The organism is Aquirhabdus sp., from assembly GCF_046462495.1.
Classification (GTDB): Bacteria; Pseudomonadota; Gammaproteobacteria; order Pseudomonadales; family Moraxellaceae; genus Aquirhabdus.
The window spans coordinates 58,296-83,552 of the sequence record NZ_JBKGVE010000012.1 but is presented as its reverse complement, the minus strand read 5'-3'; the positions used below and the strand labels follow the sequence as shown (position 1 = coordinate 83,552).

Below are 25,257 nucleotides of genomic sequence, written 5' to 3'. Positions count from 1 at the left end.
TTACCATTATGACGATAAAAATTTTCGATTGGCCTGTGGTGCAGATGCACTTTACAGGCCATGTCACTTCTGCAGAATTCCATGAGTGGTTAATGAATACAACACTGCTCATGGCGCGAGCAGTGCCGTTTTCTGTGGTGACGTCAAGCGCAGTCGATCTGAGCTTACCCGAGGATTATCGGAAACAAGAAGCGATTTGGTACAAAGCCAATAAAGACTTGCTTTCACAGTCTTGCAAGGGAATTGCGCGGGTTGTGCATGATGAGCAGCAATTTGCGCAGTTCAATTCCAAGGCCATGCATCATGCATGGCCCTGTCCTTTTTTTGTCAGCTTAAGTTTGCATGAAGCCATAAGTTGGGCTGAACAGCAGTTGAAATTATGAATCCTTTAGCAACGCAGTTATTTTCTCGAATGTCATTTCGGATCACCGTTGTGGCAGTTGTCATGCTGTATCTGGCGCATGCCTTGCCGCTGTATTTTTTTAACGTCGCCGTACCCGCCATACTACGTCAGCAAGGTGTGGATCTGCGTTGGATTGGCATGTTATCGCTATTGTATTTACCTTGGGCCTTTAAGTTTCTGTGGGCACCTGTTGTTGATCGCTATTCCAGTGCGCGTCTCGGTAAGCGCCGGTCATGGATATTATTGACTCAAATTGCAGTGATTAGTGGGGTACTGTTGCTCGCACAGCATACGCCTCAACATGGATTTTGGATGTTCATTGCAGTGGGAGTGTGGATTTCTACTTTTGCAGCCACACAAGATATTGCAATAGATGGCTACGCTATCGAAGCTTTTTCACGCGACCAATACAGCGTTGCCAGTACGGCTCAGAGCATAGGCGTTGCATTGGGGAGCATGATTGGTGGTGCCGGGACTTTGTGGCTCTATGAACACTATGGCTGGCAGCCTGCACTATATGCCTTGGCTGCATTAATAGGCACAACGACACTCGCGCTGATCTTTTTAAAAGAAAATCACGCAGTACCAGTGGATGTACCTCAACAAATTTTACGAGTAAAGATCAAACCCAGTATTAAACGCGTCTTTCAGCGCCCTGAAATCCGCCGTTTGCTGCTGGTCATTGTGATTTATCGCGTCGTCGAAGCGCCAGCCATGGCGATGCTCAATCCCATGCTTGTCGATGCATCGTGGAGTTTAACTCAAATTGGAGTGTTGTTTTCTGTACTAGGGGCTGCGGTAGGGATTCTTGCTGCTTTATCCACAGGCAAGTTGGTCAAAAAATATGGGGCGATTTATGGGTTGATTGGGGCTGGATGGCTACGCAGCGTGGCTTATGGACTTTTAGCATTGTGCTTATTGTTTGGCTTGATGAATAGCGTAGCGCTAAGCGCCGCTGTACTAGTGATTCTAGCGATTCGTTATATGACCATGACGGCATTGTATGCCTACTTCATGCAGCATTGTTCTATGGGGCAAGCGGGTACTGATTTTACGGTACTGGTCTGTGTAGAACTTTTAATTTTCTTTCTAGGGGCTGCGGGTTCCGGTTTTTTAGCCAAATCCTTGGGGTATGGATGGTTTTTTGCCTTACTTGCAGTCTTATCTTGCGTCAGTGTGTTGCTTAGCCAAATGCTTATGCGTCCAGCCATGATCTCTGATGCGTCTTCTCAGCCGTAGTTTCAGGAGCGCTTTTTAATGATTCATCCACGTGTAGGCTTATCTTTGCTGTGCATTGCGGTATGCAACCAGTTGTATGCAGCAGAGGACAATGTAGCCTCAACTTCTTCAGATCCTCAAACACTACCTACTGTCTATGTGAGTGCAACTCGAACACCGACCAGCATTGCAGAGATTCCCAGTAAAGTACAAAAAATTAGTAGTGCGCAAATTACTGAACAAGCCGCTGCCGGACGTAAAGTTGCCGATATTCTCAGCCAGTTAGTTCCTGCTTTGGGAACCAGTAGTGGAACGACCAGTAATTATGGTCAGACTATGCATGGTCGCCAAGTATTGTTTATGGTTGATGGCATTCCTCAAACGGGCTCGCGGGATGTTGCACGTCAATTGAACAGTATTAGTCCCACCCTGATTGATCGTATCGAAGTGATCTCGGGGGCGACCAGTATTTATGGGGCAGGGGCGACCGGGGGAATCATCAATGTCATTACCAAACGCAATACTGGTGAGAGCCTGGCATTTCATACTGATGTAGGACTCACATCATCCGATAAATTTAATCGCGATGGTCTGACCTATGAAATTGGGCAAACGGCCAGTTTTAATGAAGGGATTGTGGATGGTTTTTTAGGTGCAAACTTTACACAACGCCAATCTCAATATGATGGGAATGGCAATCGTATTGCGCCAGAGCCAGCACAAACCAGTCGTAATGATACCGGCACGGTTGATTTACGCGGACGTTTAAACTTTAAGTTGACGGATCAGCAAACTTTGAGTGTAGGAGGCTTGTATTATAAAGATCAGCAATATACCCAGTATGCACCTGATTATGGCCCCAACTTGGCCGCTTTACTCAATCCCGCTTTTCAACCTAGCCTTAATGCAAAACAAGGGCTGAACTTGCCCAATCAGCCAAAAACGGAACGTTCAGGTTTTGATATTAAGTATTCCAACAGTGACTTCTTAGGGCAAAATTTAACAGCCGAAGGGTATTATCGCCGTGAAGACAGTCGATTTTTTCCATTCGTAACGGCGTTCTCGGTTGCGAATGCGGCACCCGTCATTAATGCCCTACCTGTTTCGGCAGCGCTTAAAAAGCAATATGCTAGTCAGTTACAGCAAAGTGCTTATGCGGTTTTGCAATCTGAGTCCAAAGTGGATGTTGCTGGTGCAAGACTTGCGCTTGATTCAAAGTTTAATCTGATCGGGATTCCGACAAAGATCACCTATGGTGTAGACTTTGAAAAAGAAACAGATAAACAAAGTGCCGAAAGCTTTGGCTTAAGTCAATTTATGGCCAGTAATGGGCTGAACTATCAGCCTTCAGGCAAGTCTTATGGCTATGGCCCTGATGTGGATATCCGTAAAACAGGGCTCTTCTTACAGTCGAGTTTTAAGTTGCGTGATGATTTGACACTACAGGCTGGTGTACGACATGAACGCATTGAAAGTCAAAGTGATGGGTTTACATCCACAGCAGATGCACTGCTCGGTGATTTACTTGCCAACTATAAGCTACCTTATAAAGCCGGAACGATAGGCGCGGGTTCAGTGACTCATCAAGAGACATTATTTAATGTAGGTGCAGTCTACGACTTAAATAAAAATCAGCAGTTATTTACTAATTTCTCCCAAGGTTTCAGTTTGCCAGACATGCAGCGTTTACTGCGGGATGTACAGCCGGGCTTTGTTGTTCAGTCCAGTAATGTTGATCCGATTAAGGTCAATAGTGTTGAAGCTGGATGGCGTATACAGCAAAAAGATAGCCTGAATGCATCTGTGACTGCTTTTTATAATACCTCTGATAAAGTGACTCAATTCCAAAAGGATTTTAGCGTTAGCGTAGCGGATACTGATCAGCGTATCTATGGGGCTGAGGGAAGTATTGATCTGCCGATCGCACAAGATTGGCGTGCTGGCGGTAGTTTGGCTTATACCTCGGGTCAGTTTAAGGATGCGAATGGCAAATGGCGTGAGCTGAATAGCTTTACCGTCTCTCCGCTCAAAGGCACTCTCTTTGCTGAATATAACCGTGATCATTATGGTTTACGCCTACAGATGCTTGCGGTAGGGGGGACTGATCAAGCGTATAAGGATTCACTAAAAGCTGCTTACAGTCCGACTGTGCGACCTACGACTGCGGCAAAAATCCAAGGATTTTCTGTCATGGATTTATTGGGACATGTCGATTTGCCCAAAGGCAAGTTGAGTATGGGTATCTATAATCTATGGAATACGGATTATCGCTCTGTGTATAGTCAAGAAGCTGTAGCAATTTATGGAAAAACATCAGGAATTCCAGCAGAGGGGCGTACTGTAGCATTCAGCTATAGTATTGATTACTGATGGAACGTTGATGTTTTGATATATTTTTTTTAAAGGCCTGCCAATCAGCAGGCCTTTTTTTAGATCTCAAAAAAGAAAATGTCTTTTAGAAGTGGGTTACAGGTTGAAAAATAAATAGTCCTTGTTCGGGGGGGATTTTGCGTGTTTAAAAAATAATCAATCATGTGTACTTATTTGAAAACAAAAGCATTAAGATATGCTTATCTCGATTTACCCACAGCGCTATCCCCACCAATTGTGGGTAACTTCTTTGAAAGTAGCCCACTCTGTTGATCAGAGCTTGGCTTTCCACTGTTGGATGGAAACCTGTTCACGCACCACTTTCAATGTTTCAATCACAATGGAGTCGATCAGGGCTTCGATTTCGGGAGCCGGGAAATCCAGCGTACCAATCTGATGGGCGACTTCGGCATAGAGCGGATTGGGCTGCTCAGTGAGTGGATAAATCAGCTCAAGCGCTATATTTTCTCCAAGCCGTGCACCGATAGCCTCTATACGTTGGGAGAGTAATGTACCAACCACAGGCATCAATTTTAGAATCTGTTGTAACTCGGGTGTATTTTGTATAGAGCGCTCTACGGCCGCCGCGACATATTGGCTAATGCTTGCTTGATGCATTTTAATGGCATTGGGCAAGCTGGCTTCAAGTGCCTCAATCAATGCTCTACTGATCATTGGACGATGCTTGGCAATAATTTTTTCGATGAGGACGTAGTGTGTTTGGTTTTCTGTGAACTCAGTGGATATCCCATCAATCACTTGCAATACAATACGATCAGAGAGTTCCTCTAGCACCAATTCGTAATAAAACTGTCCTTTTCGAATCCAGCTCCGAGGAAGTACGGGATAGCCCAGTAAATACAGACGATAGGCGATGACAAAAGCACGTAGAAGACGCAGCGGGCGCAGGATGGCAAAACAGCCTAAAACCTCGTACCAATGAATAAAAGGGAAGAAGAACCAACGATAGTAGCGCCGTTGAACGATGGCAATGCCCCAGCGAATGAGCAACTCTATGATCAAGAATATCGTAAAGAAAGTATTAATATCATGAATTGACTCTTTCAGACCCAGTTCTGATGCGGGTGAGACATGCAAAAAACGCATCGTATCATTGACCCATGCGAGATTTGCACCCAGTACATACTCCACCCCAAGTAAGCATAAATTAATGATGATCCCGGCCACCATGGTCATGTCATAGATTAAATTTAGGCGACTGTGTTTGTATGGGGAGGAAGAAGGACGATGACTTTCTATATCAGTTGTGTTCGGGGCTTTGATCGTCATCGTCGCTTTTATCCTTTAAGAAATTCCGTTTCCATGCTAATTACGGATTATTTATTTTTGTTTTGCAGGGATACTTAATGATGCTGGGGAAAGTGCATTATCTTCATTGTTGAAGCGTGCCAGCATTTGATTAATAGTCTGTTGTTTATTTTCCCAAAGCCCCGCCACCCAGTCTTGAAACTGCTGACGGAACTGCGCATCTTCTTCATAGTCCCCAGCCAATACCCATTCTGGAATTTGAATTTCACGCAGATCCACGCCAATTCGACGTACGCGGCCCATCCAGAAGTCGGTATAACCGGGAATACCATCGGGATACACAATGGTCATATCCAGTAAGCCATCCACTTGTTGACCTAAAATTTGTAGTGCTAGGCCGATGCCCCCAGCTTTAGGTTTGAGCAGGTTTGCGTAGGGGGATTTTTGTGCAGCATGTTTTTTTTCTGTGAAGCGCGTGCCTTCCAGATAGTTGAGCAGGGTAAATGGCCGATTTAAAAGATTTTCACAAGCACGCTTGGCTTCGAGTAAATCTTGTTGTTTGAGTGCAGGATTTTTGGCAATGGCTTCTTTACTATGACGCTTCATCATCGGAAAACCCAGAATTTTAAAGGCCAGCCCTAAAAATGGAATGAAGATGAGTTCCCACTTTGTAAAAAAACGGGTGAGTGGCATACGTGGTAATCCGATATATTGCATGACCGTGGTATCCACCCAGCTTTGATGATTACAGATCAGCAGGTATTGTTTTTCTAAGCTGAGGTCAGTAGTGGGCATGGTGAGTTGCCATTCAATATCCGGTAAAGCGCGATCTATGAGCCAACTGTTAAAATGTAGCCATTGATTGGTGAGTGTTACGGCGAGTTCATCTAAACGTTGACCCGCTAATTTTTGCGGAACGAGTGATCTTGCCAGACCTACGGCAAGAACAGGAGGTCCAAAGGTAAAGGTATTGGCAGTAATGGCGGCACCCATGAGTGTGCCTCGTGCACGCTCAATGATCGTTTTAGGTCTAGCGAGTGCGGAAATACGTGCCATGATCTACTCCAAGGAATACGGTATGAATATAAAAACATGGCAACATCATATTGATTCAGCATACAGAGGGCAATGTGCATAAAAGACGATTTAAGCGGTTATTGCGCTAAGTTCTGCCTTTTTTGCAATCTGTACTGATTTATTAATTGATTTTATAGCGCTTTTCCCATTTCTTTCGTCGGAAAAATTAACCGCTAAGGAAAGAGACTCAAAAAGCACTTTATAGATATGTGTTTAAAAACAATAAATTACAAAATATGAAAAATAGAATTTGTAACAATGTGTCTCTTTGTTAACAAAAAACTCATGGCAGTGATGTGGGTGCTATCCTCAGAATGTACCAATCCAATTACTTGAGTGACGAGGAGAAAGTTCATGCGTGCATTGGTTGTAACAACTTTAGTAGCAGGCTTGGCTTTATCAGGCTGTACAACAAATCCATACACTGGCCAAAGCCAAGTGAGTAAAGGGGCAATCGGCGGTGGAGCCGGTGCATTATTAGGCGCTGCTATTGGTGCCGCTACTGGTGGTGGTCATAAAGGCAAAGCTGCACTAATTGGTGCTGCTGCTGGTGGTCTGCTCGGTGGTGGCGTGGGTGTTTATATGGATGCCCAAGAGAAAAAACTACGTGAACAAATGCAAGGTACTGGCGTTGCGGTTGAACGTAATCAGCAAACTGGTGCTGTAGATTTGATTATGCCAGGCGCGATTACCTTCGCAACGGCACGTTCAGATATCAACCCATCGTTCTCTGGCACACTGTCTCAGTTGGCTCAAACGTTGAGTTCATATAACCAACAAACAATCACGGTTCGTGGTTACACCGATAATGTTGGTAATGCTTCATACAACCAACAGTTGTCGCAAGAGCGCGCAAACAGTGTTGCGAACTACTTGATTCGTCAAGGTGTTGCTGCAAGCCGTGTGCAAGCGGTTGGTTATGGTATGAACAACCCAGTTGCAGACAATTCATCTGAAGCCGGTCGTAGCCAAAACCGTCGTGTTGAAATCAGTGTGAACCCACCTGCAACCGTTCCAGGCCAAGGCTAATATCTGTTGATGAGCATCGTGCCTATGCGTGCGATGCTTTATCTGAGGTAGTAAAGAACCGATCCAATCGGTTTTTTTTATGTCAACATTTTGACAGCAGAGCGGCAAAATGATGTTTGTTTGTATTTATGTCAGTATTTCCGATGATAAAGTTTTGTCAAAACCTTGATGAGTGATACGATTGCTCATTATTATCTAAAGTTGCAACGAGATCGTTGGTTTTAGATAGATTGATTCGAGCACCGATAATCAAAAAACAAGATTAAAACGCTGAGGGAAGCTATGCGTCATTTGTCTATTACGATGTCTGTTACGACGATATCTGGGTTACTCGTGCTATCAGGATGTAGCATGATTCAGTCCGCACGTGATCATCTGCCCTCTTTTGGTAGTGGGACAGTCAGTGATCCGAGTATTGTTGAAAGCCAAAAGCTTCCGCAATTGGACACCACCAAACCAGACTCTACCTATGATCGATTCAAGCCACATGGCTTCTCGCTTGGAAGCTGGGCTGTGGATCGTTTTAAAAAGAATCAGGGGGAGCTTTTTCAACCTGTTCCCGTTCTCGATCAAAAGTTTGCCTTGGTTTACCTCTATCGACCACACAGTAAATGGAATGAACAAGAAATTCTGGCCAGTAGTATTTTTATTAATGGCATGCGGTTGCCGAGCTTAACGGATAATCATTATTACTGGTTAGAAATGAATCCCGGTGTTTATCGGTTGAAAATTAGCCGTCCATTGGGGCCGCTCTATTTTCAAAAAGGGACTGTCGTTGATTTCCAAGTGGAAGCGGGTCGTACCTATTATCTACGTTATGATGAAGAAAATTTCCGTGGTCATCCGGATGAAGCACTGGGTTTACTGCGTGCAGGTCCTCTGAACCAGATGCCTGAGAAAGACGGTCTGGCAGAGATTCGTGCAACCACACTCAAAACGCCTGGCTATAGTTTTGTGGATGATCCGGACAAAGCCGTTAAGATTGCATCGCAAGATGTCGCAAAAGGCGATTTTGCTTCATTCAATGGACAAGAAGGAAAGCCCGTGCCCAAAGCACGTGTGGAAGAGAAACAAGATGTGGTGCTGGGTCGCCCATTCTCATTCCGCTGGTGGAACCCATTCTCTTGGTAATCGTCAGCCTATAGATCATATCCATAAAAAGGCCCACCATGAAGGTGGGCTTTTTTATGGATATCTAAGATGTCTGTTAGATTGATTTATTGTAGTTGGATACTACCATTGGCTTGCACACGGACTTTGCTATTACCACTTTGAACGGTTTGGGTAGGCACTGCATCGCTGGCTTCGGCTTTAGCCATACGCATCATCATCGGGTAGGGGCGAGGCTCATCATTACTGCTGGTGATATTCATTTCAACCAGTTCATATTTACTGGCACCCCATGCATTTTGTAGTAATGAAGCGCGCTCACGGAAAATTTTGGTGATGTCCGTGAGGAGTTCATTCTCAACTTTCAAACGCTGTTGTGCAGAGACTGAAAAATTCACTGCTTCAAGTTGCATATTACTTTGCAGTTGGGCGATCAACTCGCTGCCTGCTTTGAAATCTGAAGTTTTGAGTTGAATTTCTGCACGACCTCGCCAGCCGGTGAGCTTGTTCTTATCACTGTAGATGGGATAGGTGCTTTGGGTGCCGCTACTGACTTTCACGGTAGGGTAACCTTTGGCAAGATCCATGGCTTTATTCACGATCTGGGCGGTATCCCGCGCTAAAGTCGTTGGGTTGGTATTATTGAGCTCTGTATAAAGCGTCGCTTGCATTTCGTCATTTTGCACATCGCGGCTAGTTTCCGCTTGCAAGTTGACGATCCGGTGTTCACGTACAGGTTCTGCAAATGTAGGCATACTGGCAACCATTGCACTAAGTCCTAAGATACTGGCAAATAGAAAATTTCTTTGCATTGGTGATGATCGAATAACGCGGGGTGTGACTGACATAATATGCGGATCCTGTAAGTATGGACTCAAGTCGTGCGGACTTTCGTTGCACAACTTTTATGGGGTTACTCTCCAGCCATCTGATCAGCACTGAAGAGCATGGATAGATTAGGCTTTAAGCTGACGTGTCATCATCTTCTTTAGCTTTCACTTTCTTCTTGGTTGCGGGTTTAGCTTTTTGATTGGTTGCTTCTTCCGCTTTCACTTTGTCAGTTTTCTTGGGCGTTGCTTTTTTCTCTTCGGTAGAAGTGGACGAATGCGACTTCAAGTAATCCGTGGCATAACCAGCTTCTTGTGTGCCCGGATAATTTTTCAATATGGTTTTCATCAAGGCAATCGCACTAGCTTGATGTTGGTCTACATCCGCCAAAGTCGCTAAACGATAGGTTGCCGCTGCTGCTTTTGCACTTTTGGGATATTGATTGCTGACAATTTTGAAGTTACTTGACGCTGCTGCAAAGTTGGGCGGTGTAATCGCGAGGTTAAATTCACCTAGCCAGTAATAAGCATTTGGAACAAAAGGACTATTCGGGTAATCAGTAATAAATTTCTTCATCGGCGCAATGGCTTTTGCTGCACCGCCGGCTTTGTATGCATCGTAAGCAGCGATATAAGCAACTTTATCGGCTTCATCGCCCGTTGCTGCGGCTACAGGAGGAGTGCCCGGTGCTGTAGTTGTTGCTGGTGCACCATCAGCAGGAGGTGTAGTGGTAGGGGCTGGCGCTGGCGCTTGAGCAGCTTGCAATTTTTTGATGTCATCTTGGCTTTGAGCTATGCGTTGATCAAAATCGGTATAGTGATTCTTGGCTTCTTTTTGCAATTGATCAATGTCATTATCATGCGTTTCAACTTTACCGCGTAGATCACGGACTTCGTTTTCTAGTTTTTGGATTTGTTGAGTGAGCTGCCAGAGTTGTGAGGTTTGAGTGCTGTCAACGCCGCCAACAGCAGATGACGATGTGAGTGGGCGTGATTCAACGGGGATTGCGGCATGGGTCGACAGTGTTGTTGTGATTAACCCCATCATTAGACCTAAACTAAGTGAAAGCCGTGTGAAACCCGTATTTAACGTGACTACCGGAATTGTTTTTTTTAAATTCGTTTTCAAGGCGATGTTTCTCATAATAAAAATCCATATAAACAGGCTGATGAGCTAAAGACTAACATTAATAGATGTGCGTTTGCCTGATAAATTAATCGCTTTTTAACCAGTCCCATATATCGAAGATCATAGCCTGTGTGAATGCTTTGGGACGTTGATGATTCGTATCGTTTTATACACATATTCACATCAAAGTCGATGCAAGACTTTGATGTGAAAATCAAGCGAAGATACTGTGACCTTCACTGGGTGTAGCAAACACGTCTGCAGACAGTCCAGCGTGACTCAGCGCGCTTGCGAGATCCAGCAAGGGTTGATTCATGGCTTCATCGGTCAATTGATAGGTTCGATGATGAATTGCAAGAGACTGAGTGGCTTCTAAGTCTAGGTGGGCTTGTACAGCATCGCTTGGATTCATGTGCATGACATGCATAACGGGTCGAGGTTCGTAGGCCCCGATGGGGAGTAATGCTAAACGCGGTGCGCCTAATCGCGCGCGGACTTCTTTAAAGTGATGGGCATAGCCGGTATCACCCGCAAAGAATAAGTGATCATCTGGGGTCAGTACGGATAAACCACCCCAAAGTGCCATGTTACTGTCTTTGAGGCCGCGTCCTGAAAAATGCTGGGCAGGGGTATACACAATCTTGATGCGATCATCTTTATGAAAAGGGGTAGATTCCCACCAATCCAGTTCAATCACGCGCATATGAGGTGGTAGATATTGGCTGTTGACCAGACCCGTATAAATAGGCATACGATCACGCTTATAGAGCCAGGCCAAGGATGCAAGATCCATATGGTCGTAGTGGTTGTGACTGAGTAACACGGCGTCGATGGGCGGAAGGTCTTCAAGCGCAATTCCTGCTGGACGGACACGCCGTGGTCCAGCAAACGGCACGGGACTGGTTCGCATTGCCCAGACAGGATCTGTCAAGAAGTTATAAGGACCAATTTGCACTAAGACTGTTGAGTGGCCCACAAACCAAGCTTGCCAGTCATCGAGTGCAGCATCTGGACGAGCTTTCGGTAAGGCATCAAAAGGAATATTCTCTTCCCAGATCGGCCACTGCGCTTTCTTACGATTGATTAACCATTCTGCAACCGTCATGCCGCGCTTAGGTAGCGTCCAAGGATGCTTAAAGTGGGTTGGTGTGGTATGGCTGGCTTTAGGACGTTCATAGGCAGGCACAAACCATCCTTCACTCAGATCCATTTCCGTGGGTAGAGAGGTGGTCTTGCTGGCTGTTTTCTTTATAAATAAATTCTTGATGTAGAATTGCGGAATAAGAGACTTTGCCATAAATAATAGGAGCTCGTTCGAGGACTCAGGATAAAAATAAAGGAGGCTATGATTGACTAACTATAGTAGACCATAGCGTATTTCAATATGATGTTAGCGTCTAAATTGCCTAACAATAACGCAGTAATCTGCTTAGGCTGGTAGGATTATTGTGATCTATCACACAATAACCCTCTTTAAAGAGAGCGTGCTTTAGGCTTATTTTTGGGCAGGGCTTTAAGCGCGTCAGTAAATGGGCTTGCAATAATAACGTATTTCACTATACTAGCCCGCTCAATGGTAGCCCTGCTGGTTACTTCGCAATGTCACTTTGTAAACCCCGCCAGGACCGGAAGGTAGCAACGGTAGCAATTATGACATGTGCCGAAGCTTTGCTAGTGGGGTTGCCACCAAATTTCTGATTTCCTCGATAAAAATAACTATATAAAGCTATTGAATAGCGCGTTAACGTATCCTCAGCGTAAATGGTCTAAAATCAATAGTTCTTCATCGTATCAAACCAAATCTTTTTTCGCCCCCTTAATTCCTTGCAAATAGTGATTCTATCCCCCATTAGAACAGTGCTGATCTTGAGGATACATCAAAGCAAATTTAGACATACATATTGATATGTTATGCCGTGATAGTCGTTTGAAGACTATCCATGTCGAGTTTTTAGGGCTATAAGCATTTTTATAGAAGTCTGCATGTTAGAATTCATGACAGTTTCACCCTGTATTCCAAATCAGCGCATCCTCTTCTTCATTATTTTGCTTGAAAGCGAGCCAAAGTAGCATGTCAAACCAATCTTCTAACTCTCCTTCACAGTATTCTGGTCTGAATGCACCACTTATCTTTCCTGAAAAGACGTCACAATCTGTCGTTGCCGATGTTGCCGTTGAGTTGCCTAAGCCGCCTTTACCTGCTGCACCTGTTATTCCTGCGGTTCAGGATGAGGTTCCCGTGGTAGTTAATAGTCCCGTAGTCAGCCCACCTGTTTCGGAAGCCCATACTGAGGACTTAGAGTCGGCTGGAGGTTTTTTTGGGCGGATGAAGCAAGGCTTGGCGAAGACGCGTCGCGGCTTTACCGATGGCGTGGTCAATTTGTTGATTGGTGGTAAAGAAATCGATGACGAGTTGCTCGAGGAAATTGAAACTCAACTTTTGGTTGCAGACATTGGAATCGAGGCGACACGTACAATCGTCCAAAATTTGACGGAGCGGACTGCACGTCGAGAACTGATTTACTCCAATGCCCTTTATAAAGCATTGCAAGAAGAGTTAGTTGCTCTGCTCGCACCACGCGTCAAAGCACTCCATATCGATCCGAATAAGCGTCCTTATGTCATCCTGATGGTTGGGGTGAACGGCGTGGGTAAAACGACTACGATTGGTAAGTTAGCGAAGCGCTTGCAGGGAGAGGGCAAGAAGGTAATGCTTGCAGCAGGGGATACCTTTCGTGCAGCTGCAACTGAGCAGTTGCAAGTGTGGGGCGAGCGGAATGACATTGCTGTTGTCGCACAAGGCAATGGCGCGGATAGTGCCTCTGTTATTTTTGATGCTTTTGAAAGTGCCAGAGCCAAAGGCATCGATGTGTTGATTGCAGATACAGCAGGCCGCTTACATACCAAAAGCAATTTGATGGAAGAGCTGAAAAAAGTTAAACGTGTCATGCAAAAAATTGATGCTACTGCGCCTCATGAAATTATGCTGGTTGTCGATGCGGGTACGGGGCAGAATGCCATCAATCAAGTACAGGAATTCGATTCTGCTGTAGGGCTGACAGGCTTAACTATCACCAAATTAGATGGAACTGCGAAAGGAGGAATGCTGTTCAATATAGCGAGCCGTAGTCATGTTCCGATTCGATTTATTGGTGTAGGTGAGAAGATCGATGATTTGCGTCCTTTTGCAGCGAAAGATTTTGTTTCCGCGATGTTTCAAAACGAAGAGTAAGTTTTACGTAAAAAGTATCAATAGATCGTTGGGTCGTGTAGTAAAGCTGAGGATTTCCTCAGCTTTTTTTTTGTCCTGAATTTTCTTGAGGGTGAGTTCTTATGTTGATTTTGTATCTAATGTAACCGTCGTGTAAGTAAAAGTGATATGCAAATCAGCAATTGTTATTTTACGACATGAAATAATACCGTCACAATCGTACAGGTTAAGACGTAAATTCTCACAAAATAAATCACGAAATGATTGCAAAAACTAAATTAATGGGTTTTATTTTTTGAATTTATTGATTTTTTGAGTGGTGTGCTAGGGGTGTATGGTGCTCATTCAATGCGAGAGTTTATGTTTTTTTGAATTTTATTTTTTAAATAACTGTTATTTTTCAAAGTTTTATTAATTGAATTTGCTTACCTGTCATGAATCTGTAATACAGATGCGTTATATATTTGCAAAGTAAATTGTTTTCTGTATGATGCAAGTGCTGGGAAAATAAATTGTAAGAAAATTTTAAAGATGTAACAGGATTTTTAGGAATGTAACTAGATTGTCACAATTCGGTGCGTATACTTCGCACCAGTTGAAGGTGATTTAACTACTTTTCTCACACAATAACCCTATTTTGATGTCCTTTTTGGAGTTTGGAAATGAAAAAGCTACTTCTTGCTACTTTGGTTGCTGCCGCATCAATCGGTGCTGCACAAGCAGATGGTCCTTCAGTTTACGGTAAAATCAACGTTTCTGTTGATAACACCAAAAGTGATCTGAATGAAAATCGTGTAACCACAGTTGATTCTAACGCTTCACGTTTTGGCATCAAAGGTAACGAAAAACTCACTGATAACCTAAGCGCGGTTTATGGCATCGAGTGGGGCGTATCAATTGACAACAACAGCAATAGCAGCAGCAATAGCACTAAAGCTGGCATAAACAACAATACTGATACTGGCGCTACTGGCGGTACTTTTGATTTGAGCGCTCGTAACCGTTTCATCGGTTTGCAATACGAAGGTTTGGGGACTTTGAAGTTTGGTCGTTTAGATACCAACGTAAAAACCCTTCAGTATGTTAATCCAGCTCAAGGTGTTGATGTTGCGGATGACTTCGTAAATGGTACATTTGATAGCACCCAGACATTTGCTGGTGAAAACCGTATCAACAACGTCATCGCTTTAGAATCAGCAAAGTTTGATACTGGCTACGGCGTATTTTCAGCAAACTTCTTGGTTTCTCCAAGTGAGAAGACAGATTCTAAAAACCCTACCGATCCATCTTATGCAGCAAAGACAGGTTCAACCGCTACTTCAACTTCAGTAATCTATGCAAATAAAGATGTTGGTTTGTATACTGGTGTTGCATATGATGTAAACGTATCTAGCATCTGGAATGCTGGGAATACTTTTGCATACGCAACCAAAGCACCTTCTACCTCTGTAAACAATCCTTTTGCTTCAGCATCTAATCCTACTGATCTATTCCGTTGGGTAGGTAGTGCTGATTTGGGTAAATTGGCTGGTATTGATGGCGTAACGTTAAATGGTTTGTATCAACAAGCTAAGCTTTCAGACAAAGTTGCAGCTAAATTTGGTAATACATCACCAAAAGAAAATGCTTATTTGGTTAGCGCGATCTACAAGTTTCCAGCATCAATTCTGGACGGTTTGTCAGCAAAAGCACAATGGGAAAGCGCAACAACCAAATCTTTGGGCAACAATATTGCTGATGTAAAAATCGACCAAGTGACTGTTGATTTAGATTATGCTTTCAGTGCAAAAACCAAAGTATACGGTTTCTGGGCGCAACGTACCTTTAAAAACCCAAACAACGTAGGTACTATCGCAACTCCACTACCTAACGCTGGTCAAGACTCAAACTACAAATACCAAGGCTTCGGCTTGGGTCTGGAACAAAAGTTCTAAGATCGAATCTGTAGTTTAAATTCAAATGAGAAAACCCGCATGTATTGCGGGTTTTTTTATGCTTGATGAAGCTTACGTATGATGATTTACGCATTCCATGAAGTTAATTGTCACTAAAACAACATATCTTGGTCGCAAGCCTTTGCTTTATCCCCCCCTGATCGTTAAAATTACCCATTAATTTATGATCAGCATATTTTGTTGATGTCGTGTTGAATGAAGCGTGTGGTCAAGTCGCATGTTGAGTCACAAAGAATAGGTAGGATTAGAGTGAGCTTGATGACGAAGTATATTTTTGTGACTGGTGGCGTTGTATCATCGCTCGGTAAGGGCATCTCTGCCGCATCAGTTGCCGCGCTGTTGGAAGCACGCGGTTTGAAAGTGACCATGACCAAGATGGATCCCTATATTAATGTTGATCCAGGAACGATGAGTCCTTTTCAACATGGAGAAGTCTTTGTTACTGAAGATGGTGCAGAAACTGACCTGGATTTAGGGTATTACGAGCGCTTCCTTCGCCGCTCGCGGATGACTAAAAAGAATAATTTTACTTCCGGTCGGATTTATTCAGAAGTCATTCAGAAAGAGCGCCGTGGTGATTATCTTGGTGCCACTGTACAGGTTATTCCGCATATCACGGATGAAATTAAGCATCGTATCCATGCGGGTGCTGAAGGCTATGATGTTGCCATCGTCGAAATCGGTGGTACGGCAGGTGATATTGAGTCTCTTCCTTTTATGGAAGCGGTTCGTCAAATGCGTGTCGAGCTTGGCAGTCGTAATTCACTGTTGATGCATTTAACACTTGTGCCTTATATTGCCTCTGCAGGTGAGACTAAAACCAAACCTACACAGCATTCTGTTAAAGAGTTACGTTCCATCGGTTTACAACCTGATATCCTCATTTGCCGCTCAGACCACCCCATCGGTGAAGAAAACCGCCGTAAAATTGCGCTGTTTACCAACGTTGAAGAGCGTGCGGTGATCTTGGCTGAAGACTCACCAAGTATTTATCTCATTCCAAAGAATTTCCATGACCAAAAACTTGATGATTTAATTTGTGAGCGTTTTGGTTGGGATAAGCCTCCCGCAGACTTGTCGGACTGGAATACTGTGACGGATGCTTTGTTGAACGTTAAAGGTGAAGTACGCATTGCAATGGTGGGTAAATATGTTGAGCTGCCAGATGCCTATAAATCACTGAATGAAGCGTTGTTGCATGCAGGCATTACCCATCGTATCAAGGTCAACATTGACTATATTGATGCTGAAAGTTTAGAAGCGGGTCAGCCGAATGCCGATTTAGCACGCTTAAAAGAAGTCGATGCGATTCTGGTGCCGGGTGGTTTTGGTGAGCGCGGTACACAAGGCAAGATGAATGCCATTCAGTTTGCTCGTGAAAACAAAGTTCCTTATCTGGGAATTTGTTTAGGGATGCAGCTTGCCGTGATTGAGTATGCGCGTAATGTTGCGGGGCTGACTGAAGCGACCTCTACTGAGTTTAATCGCAGTACCACTCAGCCCTTGATCGGCTTGATTACTGAGTGGATGGATGAGCGCGGTGATTTGCAAACGCGTCATGATACCTCTGATTTGGGTGGAACCATGCGCTTGGGTGCTCAAAAGGCATTATTAGAAGCGGGTAGTAAATCACTGGCGATCTATGGCAAAACTGAGATCGTTGAGCGTCATCGCCATCGCTATGAAGTGAACAATCGTTACATTCCACAATTAGAAGCAGCGGGTATGACGGTATCTGGTTACTCTGCGGATCAACATCTGGTTGAGATGGTTGAAGTTGCCGACCATCCTTGGTTTGTGGCGTGCCAGTTCCATCCGGAATTTACCAGCTCACCTCGTGGTGGTCATCCGTTGTTTGCAAGTTTTGTTGAAGCGGCAATTCAGTATTCAGCCATTCGTTTGGCTTAATAGTTTACCCGATACACGGCGTTCTATGAGTAGATAGGATGCTGTGGGTTGTAAAGTTTAAAAAATGATGTCTTGATCAACAGTGTTTCTTTCACCTGCATAGGCGACCGATGAGTATGGAATTAAAAGCACAATCTCTCATTACACTTGATCAAATTCGGATTGGCAATGATCAGCCTTTCGTCTTATTTGGCGGAATGAATGTTTTAGAATCAAAAGATCTGGCGTTTGAAATTGCAGAAACCTATATCGATATCACGACTCGCTTAGGTATTCCTTATGTATTTAAGGCGAGCTTTGACAAGGCGAATCGCTCCAGCCTGTATTCTTACCGCGGTCCGGGTTTAGAGAAGGGGCTGGAGTGGTTGGCTGAACTTAAAACCAAATATAATGTGCCGATCCTGACGGATGTGCATGAACCTTATCAAGCGGCACCTGTCGCTGAGATCGCTGACATCATTCAGTTGCCAGCATTTTTGAGCCGTCAAACCGATCTGGTTGATGCGATGGCTAAAACCGATGCAATTATTAATATTAAAAAAGCACAGTTTCTTGCACCGCACGAAATGCGTCATATTATGAATAAGTGTTTAGAAGCTGGGAATGACAAGCTCATTTTATGTGAGCGTGGTTCCAGCTTTGGTTATAACAATCTTGTTGTCGATATGCTGGGCTTTGATACGATGAAAGCCATGAATGTGCCCGTGTTTTTTGATGTCACCCATGCGCTACAAACCCCGGGTGGTCGTGCAGACTCTGCGGGTGGTCGACGTGCTCAGATTACAACGTTAGCCCGTGCGGGCATGGCAACAGGTTTAGCAGGATTGTTTTTAGAAGCTCATCCCAACCCTGATGTGGCGAAGTGTGATGGACCTTGTGCACTGCGGATGTCGCAATTAGAAGCATTTCTGACTCAGATTAAACAGCTTGATGATTTGGTCAAAGGTTTTGCGGTACTGGATACACATTGAGTCCGGGGGAGCTTGGGGCCTCATATTGAGCGCTCAAGGTTCATTGATAAGCGTGGCTAATCTTCTTAGCCCCAGTTTTTAAAATAGTGATCGTGTATATGCACGATTCAAATGATCAGCAAGACATTGATTTCTACTAACCATCAAGGTCTTGCTCAGTTTTGTCCGATTAGGAGCTTTAAATGAGTCAAATTACTGACATTCGCGCCCGTGAGATTCTAGATTCGCGTGGAAACCCGACAATTGAGGCTGATATTACATTGGCATCTGGTGCGACAGGTCGTGGTACCGCACCAAGCGGCGCATCAACAGGCTCACGTGAAGCATTAGAATTACGTGATGGTGATAAGTCTCGTTATTTGGGTAAAGGTGTACGTACTGCAGTTCAAAATGTGAATAGTGATATCCGCGATCTATTGCTCGGTTTTGATGTGCGTGATCAAAAAGGCTTGGATGAGAAACTCATCGCTTTAGACAATACTGAAAATAAATCGAAGCTCGGTGCAAATGCGATGCTCGCAGTATCGCTCGCCGCAGCGCGCGCCGCAGCAACACAGCTGCATCTGCCGCTTTATCAACACATTGCAAATCTGCGTGGTCAGTCCGTGCTATCGATGCCAGTACCTATGATGAATATCATCAATGGTGGTGCGCATGCAGATAATACAGTCGATATTCAAGAGTTCATGATCGAACCCATTGGCTTTAGCAGTTTTGCAGAGTCACTGCGTGCTGGCGCTGAAATTTTCCATAGCTTAAAAAGCGTGCTGAAAAAACAGGGTTTAAACACTGCGGTTGGCGATGAGGGTGGCTTTGCGCCAAACCTGCGTTCGAATGAAGAAGCAATTACTGTGATTCTGCAAGCGATCGAACAAGCCGGTTATAAAGCGGGTTCAGATATTATGCTGGCACTGGATTGTGCGGCGACTGAATTTTATAAAAATGGCCAATACGTATTGGCTGGTGAAGGCAATAAAGCATTTAGCAATCATCAGTTTGCTGACTACTTGGCAGGTCTTGCACGTCAATACCCGATCATTTCGATTGAAGATGGTTTGGATGAATCTGATTGGGAAGGCTGGAAGTATCTGACTGATATTTGTGGTGATAAAGTACAGTTGGTTGGTGACGATTTGTTCGTAACCAACCCTGCAATCCTGCAAAAAGGCATTGATACTGGCGTTGCCAATGCAATTCTGATTAAGTTCAACCAAATTGGTACGCTTACCGAGACCTTGGATGCAATCTATTTGGCAAAAGCCAATGGCTATGCGACCGTGATTTCTCATCGTTCAGGCGAAACTGAAGATTCAACGATTGCTGATTTGGCTGTCGGTACTGCGGCAGGTCAGATCAAGACTGGTTCACTATGCCGTTCAGACCGTGTTGCAAAATATAACCAATTGCTTCGCATCGAAGAAATGGTGGATGCGCCTTATCGCGGTGCGCTTGAGTTCCGTGGTTTGAATGCGGCATTGAAGGCTTAACCCATGCTCTCGACGCTCACGGGTCGCCTCATCCTTATTGTTGCCATCGTGGTGATTGCTTTTTTACAGTTTAAGCTGTGGATGGGAGAGGGCGGCTATCGTGAGCGTCAGCGTTTGGGTGCGCTCATTCAGCAACAAAATCAGCAAAATGATCAACTGGCAGAGCGCAATCGTGTGCTGTCTGCTGAGGTTCATGATCTGAAAGATGGGATGGAAGCTGTCGAAGAACATGCACGATTAGATCTGGGTTTGATTCGTCCGCATGAGACTTTTGTTCAGCTGACAGCACTTCCTCCGCCTGTTATTGTTACACCTGCTCCGCCAGCATCATGAGCGAAATAACCGCTCACGACGCTGATGTTTCTGATCGCGTTTCAACGCTTTGGGCGGTCGTTCCTGCTGCGGGCAGCGGGCGCCGCTTTGGTTCTGAAATCCCTAAACAATATCTCATCCTTCAAGACCAACCGATTATGCTGCATAGCATCAATCGTTTATTTGCCTTGCCTCTTGCGGGCTGTGTCATTGCGATTGCCGCAGGGGATACGCAAGCTCAAACATTGGATTATCAGTCGCTTGACCGCATCCAATTTGTGGTGGGTGGTGCCGAGCGTATGGATTCGGTCTTAGCGGGTTTGGAATATCTTAAAGATAAGGCCGCTGTGGACGACTGGATTTTGGTCCATGATGTCGCAAGGCCCTGTATTACCCCTACGAGCTTACGTCGCTTAGTCAATGAGCTCCATGATCATGAGATCGGAGGCATTCTTGCAACGCCTGTACGCGATACCTTAAAGCAGGTTCAGGATCACAATATCCTTGCAACAATCCCTCGCGATAATCTATGGCAAGCGCAAACACCACAAATGTTTCGTTTTGGCGTGCTTTATGATGCGCTTATTGCTGCAAAAAAACAGGGTTTACAAGTCACCGATGAAGCCAGTGCGATCGAACTTGCAGGGCTCTCGGTGAAAATTGTCGAAGGACGCATGGATAATATAAAAATTACTTATGCCGATGATTTGGCTTTGGCAGATGTTATCTTACAGGCGCAACAGCATATATAACTGCGGTTTTTTGCCTTTATTCATCTTGAATATTTTTTTGCAAAAAAAAAGAGTGTGTTCCGTTAGTCAAACTGATTGGACACCCTTGGTATGGACACATCACAATTATATTTTGGATTTTGTATGAATACACAACTCATTAAAATGAGCGCTGCTGTTGTAGTTGCATTAGGCATCACATGGGGGGGAACGACGTGGTATGGCGGTCAGCAAATTGCGGCTCAGTATCCAAAAGCACTAGCAAAATTAAATGATGGAGCTTTAGGACCGATTAAAATTGTGGTCAAAAAACAACAATTTGGCTTTTTCACAGGTCGAGTGGATTGGGATGTCATTTTTACGCCAAACCCTTGTGAGCTTGATCATACGATCAAATTCAGTGGGTATGATGATATTAAGAATGGTGTCTTTCCATCCTTGGGTTGGGGGCAGATTCAGTCTCATATCCTTTGGCCTGAAGAGGCGCGTCCTATATTAACGAGAGTTTTCGGAAGCAAAGAGCCGCTCCAGATTAAAACCAATGTGGGATTCTTGGGTGGTTTACAGGTGCAAGTGATGAGCCCTGTCTCGACGTTTGGCAATGAAAAGGGCACATTTGAATGGAAGGGCTTCACCGGTAAAATCACCCAAGATCGTAACGCGAGCCGCTTTCATGGCGATCTGATCACTCCTGGGATTACCTTTACCTCTGCTGACAAAGAAACCGTGATTACACTGGATAAAGTCAGCTATGATTTTGATAGTCAAAAAGGCCAGTCTGGTTTGGGCTTAGGTCAGGGTGAGTTAGTGTTCAGTGCATTGAATGCTGTCAATGCAGGAAAGTCATTTGGTTTTAAAGATTTCAAGCTCATTTCTGAGACAACGGAGAAAGATGGTTTCTTTGCCATGAGCATGACTTATAAAGTGGCAGAGCTGCTTCAGGAGGGCAAGAGTATCGGTAAAATTGAGCTTGCAGTGACTGCGGATCATATTGATGCGCTCGCCTTAAAAGATGTCGTTGCTGTCATGCAAAAGATGCAAACTCAATGTAAGCCTGCACCGGATCCACTGCTCAAAGCTGCACAGCCGATTTTTGCCAAAGGAATCAGTGCCAAGGTCAATCATTTAGACATAGGCTTCTTTGATGGCAAGGCACATGCGGAAGCAACCGCAAATCTACCCGCACTAACAGCGGAAGAGCAGAAAGATCCTAAATCGACTGTGCAAAAATTTGGTGTCGATGGGAAGGCTAATGTGACCCAAGCATTGTTGATAAAACTTGCCGATATTGCTGGAAAAGCACAAGGCCAACCGACTAGTCCTGAACAGAGTGCGCAAATGGTTGAGATGATGCTTGCTAAGCCAGTTAGTGAGGGCTTATTGAGCAAGTCTGCGGATGGCTATACGACGACATTGCAAGTTCGTGAAGGGAAAGTTTCAGTGAATGGCACACCGCTTAATTGATCTTTTACCGTGGTTTCAATTTATAAAAGGTGGGATATGACTCCATTTGATTTACGCATAGGCCAAGGGCTGGATGTTCATGCCTTCGATGATGGTAGCACCCATTATGTCACGTTGGCAGGTGTACAGATTCCGCATAGTCATGGGCTGATTGCGCATTCTGATGGAGACGTGATCTTGCATGCACTTTCTGATGCCTTGCTTGGGGCACTGGCTTTGGGAGATATTGGACAGCATTTTCCTGATACGGATTCACAGTTTAAAGGCGCAGATAGTCGCGTGCTATTGCGCTATGTCTATCAGATCATTCAAGACCGTGGTTTTAGTCTGGTTAATGCAGATATTACCGTGGCTTGCGAGCGTCCAAAGCTTGCTCCCCATAATCTGGCCATGCGTCAGAACATTGCAGATGATTTACAGGTATCCGTTGATCGTGTCAGTGTGAAAGCGACGACAACAGAGAAACTGGGCTTCACAGGACGTCAAGAAGGAATTCTTGCTCAAGCGACAGTGCTTGTGACCAAACAAGCGACTTAAAAGCAGTTTTATAAAAAATTATTTGGGAGTGAATATTTTCATGCAATCAATTGATTGGACTGTTGAACCTTATCGCAGCGCTATACGTCGTCTGCATATTCGTTATGTACTATGGCAAACCAAATTTACGCTAATTGCATTGGTCTGTTTGTTTGTCATAGGTGCATACGACACGATTAAGCATGGTGTTTGGCTGGAACTGTGGATGGCTTTGACACTCACCGGACTCATTTTGGTCCGTATCTTTTTGCACTTGAGTCGACTGAGTAAAGCGAATCAGAAGATTGGTGCTGTTCAGTATACCACTGATGATAATGGCTTAACCGTTAGACTGAGCGAAGGGACATTCAGTGTGCCTTGGGCGAAGCTCGATACAACCTTTGCGAGCAAAGATGGCATTATTGTGCGTTATTCTGGGCGCTCTGTACTGACCATTCCTAATGGCGAAATTCGTACTGAGCTGGAGCGTGTGTTGGGTAAAGCACCTACACGTCTAGGATAGATGCTAGTTTGATGCCGATGGACTGACTCAATTACCACATGAGATCATCGGGAATCACATACGCAGCATAAGGATCATCTTCGTCGACGCCTTGCTGTGGCGCTGTTTTTTCATTACGAATCACAATCGCCTCAGGAGAACGCTCAGCTATTTTATCTGCCAAGGCGCGTGGTAAGAGCGGGTAGTGCTCATCCAGTCGAGCAATCGCAATACGACCCTTCACGATTTGATCGTAGACCTCTTGGGTCACGTAAATTTTCTTAATTTTGCCTGCATCAATAAACTGATAGGTTACATCACCTGATGTGTCTTTAATCTGATGCTGGCTCAGCATTTGACGAATATTCGCAGCCTGAGTCTTGAGTTCTAGGGCATGTTGGCGTTCCCGATTCAGGGCTTGATCACGTGCGAGCTTCTCGGCTTGAGCTGCAGCCAGCGCTTGCTTTACATCATCTTCACTGTGCCCAGTTTTGATCGCATGCTGCTGCTGTTGATTGATTTTTTTAGCTTTCTTGGCATCAACGAGTCCTGCTTTAAGGAGTTGTGCTTGGAGTGCATTCTTTGCCATGGTGCGTATGTCGTAATTCATCAAGGAGAGGTTTATAGTTTAAGAAGGCACCGTGCTAAAGTAAATCAAAGTCTTGATTAAGTTCTTTTGAGGATGGTGATGAGTGCTTTTGTTCTATGTTGCTAGTAAAGAAGGAAGAAGTTCTAATGTTGTATTTTATTTGACCGTTTAGCTTATAATGATTAAAGATCACATTGGATAATGTCGTTATGTTGATCCTTCATTGAAGGCGTAGATTATGTTTAATTCGCCGCCAGTTAAGCCATCTAAGCGACCTGAATATTGGTTTCCAGCTAAACGTTTTGGTTGGGGCTGGGGCGCTCTACTTGTTTGGCAGGGATGGCTAGTTCTTATTGGTTATATTTTTTTGCTTGGGCTTGCGTGTGTTGTCTTTCCTGTGCAAATTATGTTTGTGAAATGGGCTGCAAGTATACTGTCTTTGAGTCTGATCTTAATTGCGATCTGTTTTTTGAAAGGCGAGCCTCTTCACTGAATATGACGTTAATGATGCATACTGATATTTTGGATGAAAACTACACGCTTAGTATTGCGGGATTGATAAAACGATTGACAGGTTTTGGAATTCATATAGAATGCGCATCGTTAGTTACGATGTTGTTAAGCGTCGTGATCACCAGATTCGATATTGTTTCAATATCACCAGTTTGCGGGAATAGCTCAGTTGGTAGAGCACAACCTTGCCAAGGTTGGGGTCGAGAGTTCGAGTCTCTTTTCCCGCTCCAGTTTGGAATCGACCCCAAAATCGATTCCGTTTTTGTAGATGATTGTAATCAATCATAAAATCCTAGCTTTTTAGCTGGGATTTTTTTATGCCCAAAATAAAAGTTGCATGGTCAAATTCATATGTGAAACCTTGGTCTAAGAGTTTCATCTGCTCCATATTTGTTAGTCTACCTACTCGCCGTATTTTTATCGTTAGACATTTCGATTTATTCAAGTGCATATCTAAAAATAGTGCGAAATGCATCTCGGTTTAAGCAAAATACTTACTGAGCATTAAAAGTAAAATTAGAGCATAAGCTTAATTATTTATAAATAATTGAAATTATTAATATTTAATGTAAAAAAGTAGAAAGTATTTTCTTATCCGTTTGAATTTTAACCATTTGCTAAAAAAATATATATTGTCCGACAAATTTGTCATTTAGCTTTAAATAA

The 25,257-nt window shown here is 44.2% G+C and carries 22 protein-coding genes, 1 tRNA gene and 1 other RNA gene; 18 read left to right on the top strand and 6 right to left on the bottom strand.

Annotated features, from left to right (window positions below):
• The first annotated feature begins 8 nt into the window (after positions 1–8).
• The 3 genes from ACLHG7_RS14780 to ACLHG7_RS14770 are packed head-to-tail and all read left to right on the top strand — an operon-like array spanning position 9 to position 3,991.
• Positions 9–383 (top strand): hypothetical protein, encoded by a 375-nt coding sequence (locus ACLHG7_RS14780; protein ID WP_410211755.1) that lies wholly within the window; start codon positions 9–11, stop codon positions 381–383.
• Entirely contained in the window at positions 380–1,642 is a 1,263-nt protein-coding gene (locus tag ACLHG7_RS14775) for an MFS transporter (RefSeq protein ID WP_410211754.1), read from the top strand. Before ACLHG7_RS14780 ends, ACLHG7_RS14775 begins: the two co-directional genes overlap by 4 nt.
• 18 nt (positions 1,643–1,660) lie before the next feature.
• Positions 1,661–3,991 carry a TonB-dependent receptor gene (locus ACLHG7_RS14770; protein ID WP_410211753.1) on the top strand — a complete coding sequence of 777 codons (2,331 nt, stop codon included), beginning with the start codon at positions 1,661–1,663 and terminating at the stop codon, positions 3,989–3,991.
• 273 nt (positions 3,992–4,264) lie between these two features.
• Here the strand turns inward: ACLHG7_RS14770 and ACLHG7_RS14765 are convergent, their stop codons facing one another.
• Positions 4,265–5,281 (bottom strand): preprotein translocase subunit SecA, encoded by a 1,017-nt coding sequence (locus ACLHG7_RS14765; RefSeq protein ID WP_410211752.1) that lies wholly within the window; start codon positions 5,279–5,281, stop codon positions 4,265–4,267.
• Positions 5,282–5,332: 51 nt separating this feature from the next.
• On the bottom strand, positions 5,333–6,316 hold the full coding sequence (locus ACLHG7_RS14760; protein WP_410211751.1) for an acyltransferase: 984 nt from the start codon (positions 6,314–6,316) through the stop codon (positions 5,333–5,335).
• A gap of 375 nt (positions 6,317–6,691) precedes the next feature.
• Here ACLHG7_RS14760 and ACLHG7_RS14755 point away from each other — a divergent pair, with 375 nt between their 5' ends.
• Together ACLHG7_RS14755 and ACLHG7_RS14750 are read left to right on the top strand one after the other, a co-directional pair.
• On the top strand, positions 6,692–7,366 hold the full coding sequence (locus tag ACLHG7_RS14755) for an OmpA family protein (RefSeq protein WP_410211750.1): 675 nt from the start codon (positions 6,692–6,694) through the stop codon (positions 7,364–7,366).
• A gap of 351 nt (positions 7,367–7,717) precedes the next feature.
• Complete coding sequence (locus ACLHG7_RS14750) at positions 7,718–8,497, top strand: DUF2846 domain-containing protein (RefSeq protein WP_410211749.1); 780 nt, start codon at positions 7,718–7,720, stop codon at positions 8,495–8,497.
• Between the two features lie 86 nt (positions 8,498–8,583).
• Here the strand turns inward: ACLHG7_RS14750 and ACLHG7_RS14745 are convergent, their stop codons facing one another.
• The 3 genes from ACLHG7_RS14745 to ACLHG7_RS14735 form a co-directional block, all read right to left on the bottom strand.
• Positions 8,584–9,324: an SIMPL domain-containing protein gene (locus ACLHG7_RS14745; RefSeq protein WP_410211748.1), complete on the bottom strand. Its 741-nt coding sequence runs from the start codon at positions 9,322–9,324 to the stop codon at positions 8,584–8,586.
• Between the two features lie 115 nt (positions 9,325–9,439).
• Positions 9,440–10,447: a YbgF trimerization domain-containing protein gene (locus ACLHG7_RS14740; RefSeq protein WP_410211747.1), complete on the bottom strand. Its 1,008-nt coding sequence runs from the start codon at positions 10,445–10,447 to the stop codon at positions 9,440–9,442.
• A 199-nt stretch (positions 10,448–10,646) separates the two neighbouring features.
• Positions 10,647–11,684 (bottom strand): MBL fold metallo-hydrolase, encoded by a 1,038-nt coding sequence (locus ACLHG7_RS14735; protein ID WP_410212039.1) that lies wholly within the window; start codon positions 11,682–11,684, stop codon positions 10,647–10,649.
• A gap of 331 nt (positions 11,685–12,015) precedes the next feature.
• Between ACLHG7_RS14735 and ffs the strand changes: the two genes are divergently transcribed.
• The 11 genes from ffs to ACLHG7_RS14680 all read left to right on the top strand — a co-directional run bounded on the left by ffs (position 12,016) and on the right by ACLHG7_RS14680 (position 23,510).
• An RNA gene (ffs, locus tag ACLHG7_RS14730) (signal recognition particle sRNA small type) lies at positions 12,016–12,112 on the top strand.
• A 391-nt stretch (positions 12,113–12,503) separates the two neighbouring features.
• On the top strand, positions 12,504–13,664 hold the full coding sequence (ftsY, locus tag ACLHG7_RS14725; RefSeq protein WP_410211746.1) for a signal recognition particle-docking protein FtsY: 1,161 nt from the start codon (positions 12,504–12,506) through the stop codon (positions 13,662–13,664).
• A gap of 641 nt (positions 13,665–14,305) precedes the next feature.
• Positions 14,306–15,577 carry a porin gene (locus tag ACLHG7_RS14720; RefSeq protein WP_410211745.1) on the top strand — a complete coding sequence of 424 codons (1,272 nt, stop codon included), beginning with the start codon at positions 14,306–14,308 and terminating at the stop codon, positions 15,575–15,577.
• A 279-nt stretch (positions 15,578–15,856) separates the two neighbouring features.
• Positions 15,857–17,506: a CTP synthase gene (locus ACLHG7_RS14715; RefSeq protein WP_410211744.1), complete on the top strand. Its 1,650-nt coding sequence runs from the start codon at positions 15,857–15,859 to the stop codon at positions 17,504–17,506.
• A 110-nt stretch (positions 17,507–17,616) separates the two neighbouring features.
• Complete coding sequence (kdsA, locus tag ACLHG7_RS14710; RefSeq protein WP_410211743.1) at positions 17,617–18,477, top strand: 3-deoxy-8-phosphooctulonate synthase; 861 nt, start codon at positions 17,617–17,619, stop codon at positions 18,475–18,477.
• A 182-nt stretch (positions 18,478–18,659) separates the two neighbouring features.
• Positions 18,660–19,964, top strand: a complete 1,305-nt coding sequence (eno, locus tag ACLHG7_RS14705; RefSeq protein ID WP_114898291.1) for a phosphopyruvate hydratase — start codon at positions 18,660–18,662, stop codon at positions 19,962–19,964.
• A 3-nt stretch (positions 19,965–19,967) separates the two neighbouring features.
• Positions 19,968–20,297, top strand: a complete 330-nt coding sequence (locus ACLHG7_RS14700) for a septum formation initiator family protein (RefSeq protein WP_410211742.1) — start codon at positions 19,968–19,970, stop codon at positions 20,295–20,297.
• Positions 20,294–21,028, top strand: a complete 735-nt coding sequence (gene ispD / locus ACLHG7_RS14695) for a 2-C-methyl-D-erythritol 4-phosphate cytidylyltransferase (protein WP_410211741.1) — start codon at positions 20,294–20,296, stop codon at positions 21,026–21,028. Before ACLHG7_RS14700 ends, ispD begins: the two co-directional genes overlap by 4 nt.
• A gap of 123 nt (positions 21,029–21,151) precedes the next feature.
• Positions 21,152–22,471: a YdgA family protein gene (locus tag ACLHG7_RS14690; protein ID WP_410211740.1), complete on the top strand. Its 1,320-nt coding sequence runs from the start codon at positions 21,152–21,154 to the stop codon at positions 22,469–22,471.
• A 36-nt stretch (positions 22,472–22,507) separates the two neighbouring features.
• A complete protein-coding gene (gene ispF / locus ACLHG7_RS14685) occupies positions 22,508–23,008 on the top strand; it encodes a 2-C-methyl-D-erythritol 2,4-cyclodiphosphate synthase (RefSeq protein WP_410211739.1) in 501 nt (166 codons plus the stop codon).
• Between the two features lie 40 nt (positions 23,009–23,048).
• On the top strand, positions 23,049–23,510 hold the full coding sequence (locus tag ACLHG7_RS14680; protein WP_410211738.1) for a hypothetical protein: 462 nt from the start codon (positions 23,049–23,051) through the stop codon (positions 23,508–23,510).
• Between the two features lie 31 nt (positions 23,511–23,541).
• Here the strand turns inward: ACLHG7_RS14680 and ACLHG7_RS14675 are convergent, their stop codons facing one another.
• A complete protein-coding gene (locus tag ACLHG7_RS14675) occupies positions 23,542–24,078 on the bottom strand; it encodes a DUF2058 domain-containing protein (protein WP_410211737.1) in 537 nt (178 codons plus the stop codon).
• Positions 24,079–24,316: 238 nt separating this feature from the next.
• Here ACLHG7_RS14675 and ACLHG7_RS14670 point away from each other — a divergent pair, with 238 nt between their 5' ends.
• Both ACLHG7_RS14670 and ACLHG7_RS14665 read left to right on the top strand, forming a co-directional pair.
• Entirely contained in the window at positions 24,317–24,571 is a 255-nt protein-coding gene (locus ACLHG7_RS14670) for a hypothetical protein (protein WP_410211736.1), read from the top strand.
• Positions 24,572–24,745: 174 nt separating this feature from the next.
• Positions 24,746–24,821: transfer RNA gene (locus tag ACLHG7_RS14665), tRNA-Gly, on the top strand.
• The last annotated feature ends 436 nt before the right edge of the window (positions 24,822–25,257 follow it).